The sequence below is a fragment of the Acinetobacter sp. NBRC 100985 genome (assembly GCF_000241225.1).
GTDB classification, from domain to species: Bacteria; Pseudomonadota; Gammaproteobacteria; order Pseudomonadales; family Moraxellaceae; genus Acinetobacter; species Acinetobacter venetianus.
In genome coordinates, this window is record NZ_BAEB01000007.1 from 45790 (window position 1) to 59518 (window position 13729).

14 protein-coding genes are annotated in these 13729 nt (G+C 38.0%); 3 read left to right on the forward strand and 11 right to left on the reverse strand.

The genetic code is table 11. The features are described from left to right. Positions 1-52: 52 nt before the first annotated feature. Entirely contained in the window at positions 53-1072 is a 1020-nt protein-coding gene (gene nagZ, locus ACT4_RS02825) for a beta-N-acetylhexosaminidase (protein WP_007479650.1), read from the reverse strand. A gap of 236 nt (positions 1073-1308) precedes the next feature. On the opposite strand from nagZ, the gene ACT4_RS02830 reads away from it, so the two are divergent. Continuing rightward, entirely contained in the window at positions 1309-3492 is a 2184-nt protein-coding gene (locus ACT4_RS02830) for a carboxy terminal-processing peptidase (RefSeq protein WP_007479651.1), read from the forward strand. 47 nt (positions 3493-3539) lie between these two features. On the opposite strand, the gene ACT4_RS02835 is transcribed toward ACT4_RS02830, so the two are convergent. The 6 genes from ACT4_RS02835 to ACT4_RS17235 all read right to left on the reverse strand — a co-directional run bounded on the left by ACT4_RS02835 (position 3540) and on the right by ACT4_RS17235 (position 7452). Continuing rightward, positions 3540-3995: a DUF2147 domain-containing protein gene (locus ACT4_RS02835; protein WP_004877494.1), complete on the reverse strand. Its 456-nt coding sequence runs from the start codon at positions 3993-3995 to the stop codon at positions 3540-3542. Positions 3996-4230: 235 nt separating this feature from the next. Then, the gene (locus ACT4_RS02840; RefSeq protein WP_023012931.1) at positions 4231-4674 is read right to left on the reverse strand and encodes a DUF2147 domain-containing protein; all 444 of its coding nucleotides are present in this window, start codon (positions 4672-4674) and stop codon (positions 4231-4233) included. Positions 4675-4761: 87 nt separating this feature from the next. Continuing rightward, positions 4762-5430: an LrgB family protein gene (locus ACT4_RS02845; RefSeq protein ID WP_004877491.1), complete on the reverse strand. Its 669-nt coding sequence runs from the start codon at positions 5428-5430 to the stop codon at positions 4762-4764. A gap of 12 nt (positions 5431-5442) precedes the next feature. Beyond that, positions 5443-5805 carry a hypothetical protein gene (locus tag ACT4_RS02850; protein ID WP_004877490.1) on the reverse strand — a complete coding sequence of 121 codons (363 nt, stop codon included), beginning with the start codon at positions 5803-5805 and terminating at the stop codon, positions 5443-5445. A 91-nt stretch (positions 5806-5896) separates the two neighbouring features. Beyond that, entirely contained in the window at positions 5897-7237 is a 1341-nt protein-coding gene (gene hflX / locus ACT4_RS02855) for a ribosome rescue GTPase HflX (RefSeq protein WP_004877489.1), read from the reverse strand. Positions 7238-7311: 74 nt separating this feature from the next. After that, positions 7312-7452: a hypothetical protein gene (locus ACT4_RS17235; protein ID WP_004877488.1), complete on the reverse strand. Its 141-nt coding sequence runs from the start codon at positions 7450-7452 to the stop codon at positions 7312-7314. Positions 7453-7783: 331 nt separating this feature from the next. Here ACT4_RS17235 and ACT4_RS02860 point away from each other — a divergent pair, with 331 nt between their 5' ends. Then, a complete protein-coding gene (locus tag ACT4_RS02860; RefSeq protein WP_007479656.1) occupies positions 7784-8605 on the forward strand; it encodes a 1-acyl-sn-glycerol-3-phosphate acyltransferase in 822 nt (273 codons plus the stop codon). Here the strand turns inward: ACT4_RS02860 and ACT4_RS02865 are convergent. Beyond that, the gene (locus ACT4_RS02865; protein ID WP_374750062.1) at positions 8598-10160 is read right to left on the reverse strand and encodes a phospholipase D family protein; all 1563 of its coding nucleotides are present in this window, start codon (positions 10158-10160) and stop codon (positions 8598-8600) included. The genes ACT4_RS02860 and ACT4_RS02865 overlap by 8 nt on opposite strands. A 168-nt stretch (positions 10161-10328) precedes the next feature. Between ACT4_RS02865 and ACT4_RS02870 the strand changes: the two genes are divergently transcribed. Continuing rightward, the gene (locus tag ACT4_RS02870; protein ID WP_007479659.1) at positions 10329-11339 is read left to right on the forward strand and encodes a metallophosphoesterase; all 1011 of its coding nucleotides are present in this window, start codon (positions 10329-10331) and stop codon (positions 11337-11339) included. Positions 11340-11383: 44 nt separating this feature from the next. Here the strand turns inward: ACT4_RS02870 and ACT4_RS02875 are convergent, their stop codons facing one another. Genes ACT4_RS02875 through ACT4_RS02885 form a run of 3 tightly spaced genes read right to left on the reverse strand, consistent with a single transcriptional unit; the run spans position 11384 to position 13574 of the window. Next, a complete protein-coding gene (locus ACT4_RS02875) occupies positions 11384-11863 on the reverse strand; it encodes an OmpA family protein (RefSeq protein WP_004877481.1) in 480 nt (159 codons plus the stop codon). 8 nt (positions 11864-11871) lie between these two features. Beyond that, positions 11872-13095: a diguanylate cyclase domain-containing protein gene (locus tag ACT4_RS02880; RefSeq protein WP_004877479.1), complete on the reverse strand. Its 1224-nt coding sequence runs from the start codon at positions 13093-13095 to the stop codon at positions 11872-11874. Positions 13096-13100: 5 nt separating this feature from the next. Then, positions 13101-13574, reverse strand: coding sequence for a YfiR family protein (locus ACT4_RS02885; protein WP_004877477.1), 474 nt, complete (start codon positions 13572-13574; stop codon positions 13101-13103). Positions 13575-13729: the final 155 nt, after the last annotated feature.

The window sequence follows — 13729 nt, forward strand, 5'->3', positions numbered from 1 at the left end:
ACTCGGCAAGATTCCATTATCTTAATAAAACAATGGAAAAATCTAAGTAAAGTTAGAACGAATTCTTAAATTCTTCAATGACTTTTCTGACGTTATCCCAGTTTTCATCTAACATGAGTGTTGTTCCCACGTCGATATTTGGAATTTTGCCACGCATACGCTCTAAACGTTGCTGATTTGGTAAAGCCAACACTTCAATTCCGTCTAATGCAGTACATGCAGCTACGCGATCATTACACACTAAGCCCATATCACAACCTGCATTTAAGGCTGCTTGAATACGTGCATCAGCGCCACCAGCAACACATGCTGCTTGCATACTTAAATCATCAGAGAATAAAACCCCATCAAATTTAAGTTGTTGGCGCAAGACATTTTGCAACCAGAATGGAGAGAAGCCAGCTGGGTTTGGATCAACTTGATCATAAATCACATGTGCGGGCATTAATGCATCGAGTTGTGGCATTAATTGAATGAAACTTTGCATATCTTTGTCGTAGATTTCTTGATATGAGCGGCTATCAATCGCAGCAGCAATGTGAGAGTCCGCTTTCACTGAACCATGTCCAGGGAAATGTTTGCCTGTCGTTGCCATGCCTGCTTTTTTCATACCACGCATAAAAGCATCTGCCAGTGGGATGATGTCTTGTATATTTTTAGCAAAACCACGATCACCAATTACATCACTAACATCATTGAGATCTAAGACAGGAGCGAAACTAAAATCGATACCAACTGCGAGAACTTCTGTTGCCATTAACCAACCGCATTGTTCTGATAGTTCAATGGCTTGTTCAGGATGATGTAAGTAATGTTCCCCAAGTCGTCCCATTGCAGGAAGTAGTGTGAAACCTTGTCTTAAGCGCTGTACACGACCACCTTCTTGATCGACCGCGATCAGAATATCAGGACGGACTTGACGCATATGATCCGTAAGTGCTCGAACTTGTTGTGGTGATTCAATATTTCGTGCAAATAAAATCATTCCGCCGACTTGCGGAGCTTGTAATAGTTCAATATCTTCTTGAGTAAGTTCTGTGCCAGCAATATCCAGCATCAATGCGCCGATCATATGGATTCCGTTTGAATTTTGATGAAAAAAACGATAGCTAAATTGTGCAATGATTTGCTACATTTTGTCAGTACAGAATATGATAAAACTAGATGATATTGATGATAAGTGCTTATTGGTCATTTATTTATGAAGATTGATAAGTTCTACATGTTGCAAAACTATCGAATGAATTATGTTCATATGATGATAGCAGCATGTAATAATTGCCAGATCCAAGGAAGTACCAGAATTTTATGAAACTTCAAATGATAGCGTGTGCAGTTGCAATTGCGACTGGTGGTTTATTTTTTTCTCATACAATCAATGAGGCTTTTGCAGCAACTGAAACGCCAATCGTTTCAAGCGTAATCAAACCATCGCAAGAGCAAGCTTTGGTCGCGCGCCAGCTAGCAACCTTGGTCGATCGTCAGCATTATTTAAATATGCGTTTGGATGCGACAACTTCAAATCGTATTTTAGATATGTATCTCGATAGCCTTGATCCAGATCACTCATTATTTTTAAGCAGTGAAGTTGAAGACTATAAGAATAAATATGGTTCAAATTTTGGTAGCGCCTTAAAAGCAGGGAACCTGACAGGGCCATATGCAATTCATGCTCAATATCGTGACCGTTTGAAACAGTTTTATGAATTCATGTTAGCAGAATTAAAAAAGCCACAGAACTTGAATCAAAAAGATGTGTATTTAGATATTGATCGTGAAAAAGCGGCATATTTTAAAACCTCTGCCGAGCAACAAGCACACTGGCAGAAAATGCTGGTTTCACAATTAATCAATCTCACGATCAGCAAAGAAGAGGAGCAAGCGAAACAAAAAGCCTTAAAAGCTAACCCTTCGCTTGCCAATGGACAAGATTTGACGGGCCCAGAAGATTTAACCCCAGTTCAAACTTTAACTAAACGTTATACTCGTCAATTAGAGCGTATTGGTCGTGTCAAAAGTGATGATGTGTTAGATAAAACACTGAACGCGATGTTAGCGACTTACGATCCACACAGTAATTATTATCCGCCGATTGATGCGATGGAGTTGAATCGTCAAACAACTTTACAGTTAGAAGGCATCGGTGTTTCGATTCGCCCAGAACGTGGTAATGAAGATTACACTAAGATTGAAACTATCGTAGAAGGCGGGCCAGCAAGTAAATCAGGTCAAGTGAAATCAGGAGATCGCATTATTGGGGTTGCTCAAGATGGCGAAAAAATGGTGGATGTGATTGGTTGGCCTAGCTCCGAAATTGTTGGTTTGATTCGTGGTAAGCGTGGTACGAAAGTAGTGGTTCGTTTGTTGGGCGCTGGCGCATCGATGAGCCAAGCACGTAATGTCACTTTAACACGTGACATCATTCAAGAAGAAGATGCAGGTGTTCGCTCTCGTACTGTTGAAATTACTCGCGACGGTAAAAAACATAAGTTTGGGGTGATTGAAATTCCATCTTTCTATTTTGACTACCGTTCACGCCGTGCTGGTACTGAATATCGCTCAGTCTCTGAAGATACAGCAAAAGCATTTGAGTCATTAAAAGCTCAAAAAGTTGAAGGCATTATGGTCGACTTACGTAATGACCCAGGGGGGTCATTAGAAGAAGTTGCCCGTATGCTTGGTCAGGTGATCAAGTCAGGTCCTGTTGTCCAAATCCGTGATGGCAATGGTAATGTGAATGTCTTTGAAGATACTGATGGCGGTGAGCAAATTTATGCAGGGCCAATGGCGGTACTTGTGAATTTAGCTTCAGCTTCAGCGAGTGAAATTTATTCTGCAGCGATTCAGGATTATGAGCGCGGTATTATCATTGGTAGCACAACTACGGGTAAAGGAACGGCACAAGTCCAATTAGATTCTTTAGCTCATGGTCAAGCGACATTGACACAACGTAAATTCTACCGTGTAACAGGTGGCAGTACGCAGAATAAAGGAGTCGTTCCAGACATCAAATTGGTAGATATTTACAATGAGGAGTTTGGTGAGCGTAAGGCGAAGAATGCATTGAAATGGGATACGATTCCAACTGCACCATTCAAGCGTGAAGGTTCAATACAGCCTTATGTTACGAAATTATCTGAGCTTTCTCAGCAGCGTGTAGCGCTTGATCCACAGTTTAAATATTTAGAACAACGTAAAGCAATTTCTCAGAAAACTTCTGAGCAGAAAAAAGTTGTACTAGATATTGATCAACGCAGAGCTGAATTGATTGACTTGGAAAAACAGACTTTAGCAGCTGAAAACCAGCGTCGCAAAGAAACAGGGCAAGCACCGTATGCGAACTGGGAAAGCTATCAAGCATCTATTGATGCATTGGTTGAATCTCGTGCCAAAATGAAAGCACATCTTCGTCCACCACTACCAGAGGAAGAAACTTTCATTAATGAAGCTGCAAATGTGCTTCTAGATTATTCAAAGTTGCAAGGTCGTTAAAAATTAAGTGATAAAAAAGCCCTGAATATTCAGGGCTTTTTTGTTGATTATTCAGTTTTATTGTTGACTCGAATCCATATTTGGCTGCGTCCTAATACAGAAACGCCGACATAGCCACGTAAATGTAAACGCTGTCCATTCGAGCTCAGTTTTGTTGTGAGGCTATACATGCGACCACTGTTAGGATCTAAGATTTTGCCACCAGTATATGTTAAATCTTTTTTGTGCTTGAGTTTGGTAATAACGTTTAAACCTAAGATTGGTTTATTGGTATAGGGTGCAGGACAACCCGTACAGAATTCTTTTGGCGTATATCCTGTGCGAGGCGTGATTTTTGTAACCTTGCCCGTATAGGTGCCATCTGCATTTTGAGTAATTTCAACTTGCCCTTTAGGTGCACCCGTAAGGTCATCTACACTTTGCCAAGTTCCTGTAATATCTTGTGCAAATGTGAGATGGCTTAGCCCCATGAATAAAAATAGTGTAATGAGTTTTGTATACATATTTAAGCCGCTCAGCCTATATTCTTGTCCCTCTATTATTTCGGATTTCTAATAATAGATTCAATCTTTATTTTACAATTGTGCATTTTTATTAATTGTTGAAATTTCAATAATTTTCAGGCTAAAAAGTAGAAAAGCTTTCTCAAAGATTGTTAGGCAATGAGAAAGCTTTTTGTATAAACCGTGATCGAAAGTAATCTAAGAGAAGATGGTAGATGCTTTATCTATCTGAGTTTTATTCAGTACGAATCCAGATTTGATTGCGTCCTAAAGCCGATACACCAAGATAACCACGTAGATGCAATCGTTTGCCATTTGAACTTAATTTTGCTTTCATGCTGTAAACTTTGCCTGTATTCGGATCAAGAATACGACCATTGCTATAATTAAGTCCTTCACTGTGCTTCAGACCTGTAACAACATCTAAGCCTAAGATTGGTTTATTGGTATAAGGTGCTGGACAGTCTACACATATTTCCTTTGGAGTATAGCCTGCACGAGGGGTGATCTTTACGATTTTACCTGCATAACTACCATTCGTCTCTTTACGAATTTCGATTAACGCTTTAGGTGCCCCAGTTTTGTCATCAATACTTTGCCAAGTCCCCGTGATGTCTTCTGCGAAAGAAAAGCTACTGATTGCAGATAAGAGTAATGCACCTATAAGTTGTTTGCCCATCATTAAAAATCCTTTTAACGTTTGAAATCCCATTATGTCGGATTTTTGACAATTAGTTCAATCTTAATGTGATATTTGTGGCAAATTTTAAGATAAAGACAGTATAAATGTTGGTAACCAGATCGCTGTAAATACACCATTTACTGCCATGCCAAACGCTGCGTAACGACCAGTCACAGGGCCACGTTGCCATGCTTGCGCTGTTCCGATGGCATGAGCTGCGAGACCTAAAGCAAGACCAGATGCACGTTCATCATGAATGTGTTTTAAAATCCAAGGAGAGAAGGCAGCACCAATTACACCAGATAAAATGACAATCAATGTCACCATCATCAATGGCGCATGTAATAGAGTAGCGATGTTCAGTGCGATAGGAGTCGTAACTGCACGTGTAGCAAATGCCATGATTGTAGGTTCAGACATATGTAATAAATATGCCAAACCCATTGGCAATGCGACCGCACTGATACTCGCAAAGCATAAAATTCCGATCATTGATTTAATCGGTAAATCATCATAGCGCATTGCAGCTAAAGGAATAGCTAAGGCAACCGTGACATAGCCTAATAAATGATTAAAGATATCATTTACGTTCTTCATGTAATGCTCATAAGGAACGCCTAAAATGGCCAATAAAGCAATGACGATAAACATTGCAAACACGATCAACGGAATTTGCGGGAATTTTTTATTGAGTGGTTTCGAAATCAGATAGCTGACCAAGGTGATCATAAAGCCATAAATAATCATAAACATATTTAGCGACTCCTATAACCAACGCTTTGCCATTTTGGCGTAAATCCAGAGAGGGAGTAAGGTACTTAACGTAAGCACAAATAAGAAAACAGGAATCTCTTTGCCTAAGTGAACCAACATAATCAAAGAACCTGCACAGATAGGTAAAAATGCAAAAGCGCTTTCTTTCATGATTTTATTATTAGTATCAATCAAACGATTCGAAATCTTTCTAAATCGCCTCCAGATTAATAACGTTGCAAGCAGACTCATCAAGCCGACGAGATTGCCGAGTTCTGGATGATTAAATACTTTAGTGATTGCGACGGCACCTTCACGAAATACGACAATCAATAAAATCGTATAAAACCAAGCTGTCCAATCAATATCTTTCATGTTGTCTCTTACTCATTTATCTGAACAATGGACGATTACCATTATGATGATGTCATTCTTTTCTTAAGATGCTACCACGGGAAGAAAAAATTTATTGATCTTTCACGTATTCAAACTCTTCTAATGGTCGTTTGAATAAAGCGGCTTTCTCTCCAAGAATTTCATCTAGTGGTAAGTGGGCTTGTCTGATGATTTGTTCCAGTTTTTGTGGTGCTATACAGACTGATAAATGCAAATCACCTTGCTCATCGTAATGCTCAGATTGAATTACATTCAGTGTATAGAGTTGCGTGCGTAGTTTACCGTATGCAGGTTTCAAGACTAAATTAAAGTGTTGTAATTGTCCTAATAAGCACTGTTGTACAGCCTGACTTAATAAGGCTAAACCTTCACCAGAATGTGCGGATACATAAACTCGATCTGGAAAATCAGGAGATTTATAAATGATTTTTGCACTATCTCCACTTTGGTCAATTTTATTATAAACATGCAAAATGGGTGCATCCGCTCCAATCTCTTTGAGCACAGACTCAACAGCTTCTATTTGTTCAAGCATATTCGGGCTACTACTATCCACAACATGCAACAGTAAGGTAGCTTCCAAAGTTTCTTCTAGTGTTGCTTTGAAAGATTCAACCAAATCATGTTGTAGGTTGCGGACGAAACCTACGGTATCTGCTAATACAACTGTACCAATCCCATCCCAATCTAAACGACGTAAGGTTGGATCTAAGGTTGCAAAGAGTTGATCTGCCGCATATACATCACTTTTCGCTAGAATATTAAAAAGTGTAGATTTCCCAGCATTGGTGTATCCAACGAGAGAAATAGTTGGAATGGCTGCTTTCTGACGAGCAGCTCGACCTTGTAAGCGTGTTTGTTGAACCTTGATTAATTTTTCTTTGAGTTGTGTGATACGAACACGAATCAGTCGACGGTCAGTTTCTAGTTGTGATTCACCTGGGCCACGAAGTCCAATCCCACCTTTTTGTTGTTCCAAGTTCCCAGTAAAGCCTCGGATTAAACGCGTTGATAAGTGTTTAAGTTGGGCAAGTTCGACTTGTAATTTACCTTCGTGTGTACGCGCACGTAAGGCAAAAATATCAAGAATCAATCCTGTACGATCGATGACACGACACTTCAGTATTCTTTCTAAATTACGTTCTTGGGCAGGACTTAAAGAGTGATCAAAAATAACCAACTCAGCTTCAAGTTCCTGTACTAGTTCTGCAATTTCATCGACTTTCCCTGAGCCAATAAAAAACTTAGGATCAGGTTTATTTCTTTGTACAGAAATATGTTGCAGGATTTCAGCGCCAGCAGATTGAGCGAGCAATCGAAACTCTTCAGCATCAAGATCATCGAGGAGTTGAACAGAAACACTGACTAAAATTGCCCGTTCGCCACCTTGATGCTGCTCAAAATATTCCACGCTGCTGTCATATCCTAGGTATTAAAGTCCTATTTTAGAATAAACTTTAACGAAAGGGCAAAGACTTACTCGATTTATATGACATTACGACGAATCAGCTCAATGAATCCGATTAACGTCCCCATATATAAAATAGCCCAGCCTAAAAACATTTTTAAAGCATAACCATAAGAGATGGTATTTTCGACTTCAGTGGCGGTGCTGTTGGTGTGCATAGTAGGACTCTTTTAATCTGTTATTTCGATTGATTTATATTATTTGATCTAATTGTTGATTTGAAATTGAAAAAAATCATGCTCACGTTCGTTTTTTATTATCAAGATAACTTTTATAAGTGGATATTGGCATGATATAACTTGCTTAACTCAAAGCGTATATACCGAGATTTTTTGGTAATTTATCTTTGTATAACGTGAGGATTGATTAATTAGAAGTAGCGGAATTATATAAGTCTGCACCTTGTATCATCCAAAGATGCTTGTGCTGTTTGACATTCATGTCCCAAGTGTCTATGACGGGTGAAAACCCAATGGTTTTAATGATTTTATGACTCAAGAAACAACTGCAGTAGATAGCGAACCATTAAATTTATTTTCAAAATTTAGTTTATATAGTCGAAAATTAGCTTCTGGTTTAGAGACCATTGGTGAAGGCTTTTATCTTATTTATCGTCATGGTTTATATAAAGATCCAAATAATCCTGTAAATACGCGCTATGTGCAGTATTTCTGTCGTCGTCTATGCGAAGTCTTCAATATCGAAGTACAAGTGCATGGTGCGATTCCGCGTGAACCTGCACTTTGGGTGAGCAATCATATTTCATGGCTTGATGTTGCTGTACTTGGTTCTGGTGCTCGTATTTTCTTTTTGGCCAAAGCAGAAGTAGAAAAATGGCCAATTCTAGGAAATCTAGCGAAAGGTGGAGGTACGCTTTTCATTAAGCGAGGTTCAGGGGATTCAATTCGGATTCGTGAACAAATTACTGAGTTTTTAAAACAAGATATTCCAGTACTATTTTTCCCTGAAGCAACGACCACAGATGGTCATAAGGTTAAAAAAGTACATGGTCGATTATTAGGTGCTGCGATTGAAGCGCAGAGACCTGTTCAGATTTGTGTGATTTGCTATGTCAATCAACATGGCGAACTTGATATGGTTGCACCTTTTATCGGTGAAATGTCTTTTGCTGAGCATGTGCAACGCGTTTTAGAAATGCCGAAAGTCACTGCACATTTAATGACATTACCTGCTATTCCTGTAGAAGGACATACAGTTGATACCTTAACCAAAGAAGTTGATCGTCAAATGCGTGCGGGACTTTTAGAGTTACAACAAAAGGTTTTAAACACCCCACCTAGTGCTACATAAAACCTTCGATAGGTAGCCAAGACAAAACTTTAACCCCAGCTTTTTGCCACCATTTCATCCGAGGTTCTTTTGTGTAAACAACAGGACCTTGAGGTGTTTGGCGTTGCCATGTAATTTTCTTATTCGCATTTAGGACAAGTTTATAGGCATATTTACTGAGATTTTGATCCATGGTTGCGTGCACAGCTTGAGCTAAAGGTGGACTATCAAGTAAAACACCAATTTCAGTATTTAAATAAGCTGAACGTGGATCAAAATTAAATGACCCGATAAAAACTTGCTTTTCATCCAGCGCCATTAGCTTTGCATGTAAACTTGATCGGCTAAGACCTTTAATATTAACTTTGGCTTTTTTAGCTAAATCTTCAGTATGTTTGTCGAGGTCATCTTTGTCTAAAGCGGGCAAGAATTCATAGAGTTGAACACCTTGCTCTAAAAGCTCCTTGCGATATTTACCATAGAAAGCATGTACCACTGCAACGTCATTGGCTTTAAAAGAGTTGGTTAAAACTCTAACCTTCACACCATCTTGGGCTAGATCGCCCAAGATTTTTGCGCCTTTTTTTTCAGGAACAAAATAAGCAGAAATAAGATCAATGTTTTTTTCAGGCTGTTCTAAATGATTGATCAGTTGGAAATTAAGATGTTCTTGCTTTTTTGCTTTAGACTTGATTTTATCGGGTGAGTCTTTAACAACTTCCGCTTTAACCCAATCTAATGAAATGTCTCGATTGATCAATGCATCGATTGATTGCGAACGATCTGTTAAATCTAAATAGTTTTGTACAGTGACTTTTTTATAGTGATCATCAAGCTGTTGTTTTAAACTTTCATAGCTGAGACGATGAGATTTTGGATTAACGATTTCACGAACATCATAGGCATATTCATGATTCCAATAATCATCAAAAGACTTGGAAATATCATTTACCGCCGTTCCAAACAGCATGACATCAACATCTGAAAATTGATAATTATCACTGACGTTATAGTATTGATTCGTCATATTACGACCACCGATCAGTGCAACCTGATGATCTGCAATAAAACTTTTATTATGCATACGTCGATTAATACGTTTTAAATCTAAAACCATATCGATTGCGCGGTATTTGCGAAAGCGATAAGGGTTGAATAATTTGACTTCAATATTAGGGTGTTGAGCTAAAGCTAAGAAAATACCTTCGGTATGTTTTGCATTATTATCATCAATTAAAAGTCGTACTTTCACACCACGGTCAGCCGCACGAATTAATGCATGTAGTGCAAGTGCTCCAACTTTATCGTTATCCCAAATATAGTATTGAAGATCTAAAGTTTTCTCTGCTTTATCAATTAAACGCAAACGAGCAGCCAAAGCCTCCAATGGTTCATATAAAACATGATAGCCCGTTAGGTTTGGATGTTGTTGCTGTAAAGGTTGAATTACTTGCGCTAACGTTGTATCAGCCGTATTGATCTGTAATGTGGGTTGTGGTGTTGGTTCAATTGTGTGCTTTGGTAGCGTACTACAGCCCGTCACCGTGATCGCAATACTGCAATAAATCGCAAGCATACTTTTATTGTAAGTAGTTGTACTTATTTCTGTATGTTTGCTATTTATGCGAGAAAATTGCGTCATAATTGTTACTGATTAAAAGTTGGGCTTGAGTATAACATTTCATCTAAAAATATAAATATGAGATGCGATATCTGTCCCTAGATGAGGTTAATGAGATCTGTAATGCTTGATTCAGATACAACAGTTTTGATTTTCTATTCGATTTTCGCAGTTCTAGCACTCTGGGCATTTATACAGGCTTGGGTGCATCAGTCACGTACAGAGACAATTCATCCTTTTAAAGCTTTTGTGCACTTATTGGCTTTTTATCTCTCTTATTTACTTATTCCACTCTGGTTTTTTAGTTTATATGCAGGGTGGATTGGTTACTACAGCATACACCAAACAGCTTTTGTCTTTCTATTAAGTAGCCTTTTAATTTATGCCCGCTTTATTGAGCCGCATACGGTTCATGTCAAACATCATCAATATCGTTTGAATCCGCATCGTGAATTTAGCTGGCCTGTGAAAGTGGCTGTTGTGGCTGATATGCATGTTGGATTGTTTTCAGGACATGAGCGACAGTTAAAAACGATTGTGAGAAAGCTGAATCAGGAGAAACCTGATCTTGTGGTTGTGGCGGGGGATTGGACATACGAACCTGAGAATCGGTTAGTGCATGAGCTTGCAGTATTGAAACAGATTGAAGCTCCTGTTTATTCTGTACCAGGAAACCATGATGAGCAATATCCTGGACCACCGATTCAAGCGTTATTAAATGAAGCATTAAGCCAAAACGATGTCATTGATATCGAAGGCAAGATTGTTGATTTTGATGAGTTTCGTTTAGTGGGTATTGGTGACTTATGGGCTGGTAAGGCGAATATGCGTTTCTTACCAGAGCTGCCACAAGATAAACCGTGGCTGATTTTGTCACATAATCCAGATACAGTAGACATGGTTCCAGAGTTACCCATGCGTCCGTTAATGCTGTCAGGACATACACATGGCGGACAAATTGAATTACCGTGGATTACTAATTACATCATGAAGAAAGTTTCGATATTAGGGCATAAAAAAGGATTTTATATTCATGAACATGCAGATGTATTTGTCACGGTGGGTACAGGCATGGTTGGCGTTCCTTTTCGATTTAGAGTGCCCCCAACGATTGATATTATTGAGCTAAAATGAAAAAAGGCCAACTTTATTGTTGGCCTTTTTATTTATTAATCATTTTATGGAATGATAATCACAGCAACGCGACGGTTATTTGCACGATTCTCGTCACTTGTGTTTGGAACAAATGGTTGTTTAGAACCACGCCCAATTACAGTTAGATTATTTGGTTTAAAGCCTTCATTAACAAAAATAGAAGCAACACTTTGAGCACGTTCTTCAGATAGTTTTTGATTGTATTCTGGATTACCAATATCGTCAGTATGACCGACGATTTTTAATTTCTCTAAATCATATTTTTCTAGCTGTTTTGCTAGGCGCGTAATTTCTTTACCATGCTCTGGCTTAATATCTGATTTATTAAAGTCGAATAATAAGCGCTCTGGTAAACCAAGGCTCCAGCCCTCATCCGTTAAAACAAAGCCTTCTTTTTTTAACATTTTAACTTGACGGTACTTAAGTGGACCAAAACTCAAACATCCAGCCAATGTTAGGCAGAGTAACGCAATAAATGAAATTTTAATGGTATGAGTGCGCATAACATGTCCTAAATTTCTGGTTTATATAAAAACCAATGTGGGTTTAAATTCTTTGCTTTATACATTGCTTGATCGGCTTGCATTACCAAATCTTCTGGATTTTCTGCAAATTGGGAGAAAGCAATACCCAGACTAAAACCAAAATGAATAATTTCACCGTTAAAATTTAAAGGTTCTACGCTGCTTGCAAGTAGCCCCTCAGCAATAGCTTTCAAATGGTCAGCATGGTGAATTGCATGCAAAATAATTGCAAACTCATCTCCACCCAGTCGAGCAATAAAATCTTCCTGTCGAACAGATAACTTTAAACGCTGAGCCATTTCACGTAACACAGCATCTCCAGCTAAATGTCCAAACTGGTCATTAATAAGCTTAAACTTATTATTGTCGATGAATATTAACGCAGAATTGTGACGAAATAGAGGGTTTTCGAAAATATTGAGTAATTCTTCATAAAAATAATGCCGATTTGGCAGACTTGTTAGCTGATCATGGTGTGCTTGAAAGGAAAGCTGGCGATTTTCTTTTTGTAAGTTGTTATTCCAGATTTGAATTTCTTCTAATAATTCATTAAATACAGTATTTAAATTTTGGAACTCTTTAATATGATTATTTGGGAAGCGTAAATTATAAGCTTTTTGATCGCTGACTAATTGGGCAATATGCGTGAGTGGCTTAATTGCTTGCATAATCTGGCGATAAGTTAAATTTACCGACCATAATAATGCAATCACAATAAAGAACATGGAAATAGCTAAACCAATAATAATGGTTTTAAGAAAATGTAAAATATTTTCAGAACTACCATATAGAACAAGTTCTCCAACTTTTTTCTTATGGTGAACAATCATAAGTTTAACAGGATCATGCAAAAACCATTTGTCGAGTAAATCCTGTAAAAATGAAGTGTTTGCAATCTTCTTTGTACTTTCTGCCAATAACTGTTGTTGCGGATCGTATACGTGGATACTTCGAATTGCATGTTCTCTTGTGTAGTCATCCAAAATTTGATCAATCGCGCCTTTATCTTTAAAGACGACTGCTGGTTGAATACGCTCAAGCACAGTTTGACTCAGCAATTTAAGATTCTGTTTTGCATAAGTTTCCATCGTAAACATGGAAATCGTGGCAAAAGTGCATGAACAAATCACAAAGGTAATTGCGAAAATCGTAAATTGAGATTTACGGAATAATGCATGTAATGAAGTAGATTGATATAAATTTGAAATCACTTTAACTACTCCGTGTTCTTCGCCAAAATTAAGACGCGAGGGTCGATATGAACCTTGGAGTAACTCAAAGCATCTAAATTTACTTTAAAAGTAGAAAAGGTCTTTTTATTGTAAAGACAAAAAATACTTCCGATTTCACAAGTAGAGTTATTAGTACTTAATGATAATAAAAATCGAGAAGGGTAAGACTGAATTAAATTTTGTTGTTGCTGAGGCGATGTTGTTGAGAAATAAGCAACATGACATTGAGTCTTAGAAAACTCTTTGGCGCTCACTGCCTGTACTTGATAATCATAAGACAGTTCTTTCACACTTGCTTGAAATTGATTAGTCGCTTCTGGATTATCAATAACACAAATAGTTGGTCGTGTTGTATTAGGCCATTTACTATAACTTAATATTGTTAATGCCAACTCATAAAAGCTATGGTTTGAAATGGCGTAACAAAGCCCACTCGTAGTTATGACAACTACAAGCATCAAAAGCTGCGCCGTTTTATGAACAAACCGTATTTTCAATCAAAAAAACCAAAAAGTGTGAAGCAAGAGACATATTCTACTGGACTTAATTGTTTAAAAAAAGTTCTTAATCACTCAGAAAAGCCAATAAAAGTAACTATTCAGTTCAAAAAACA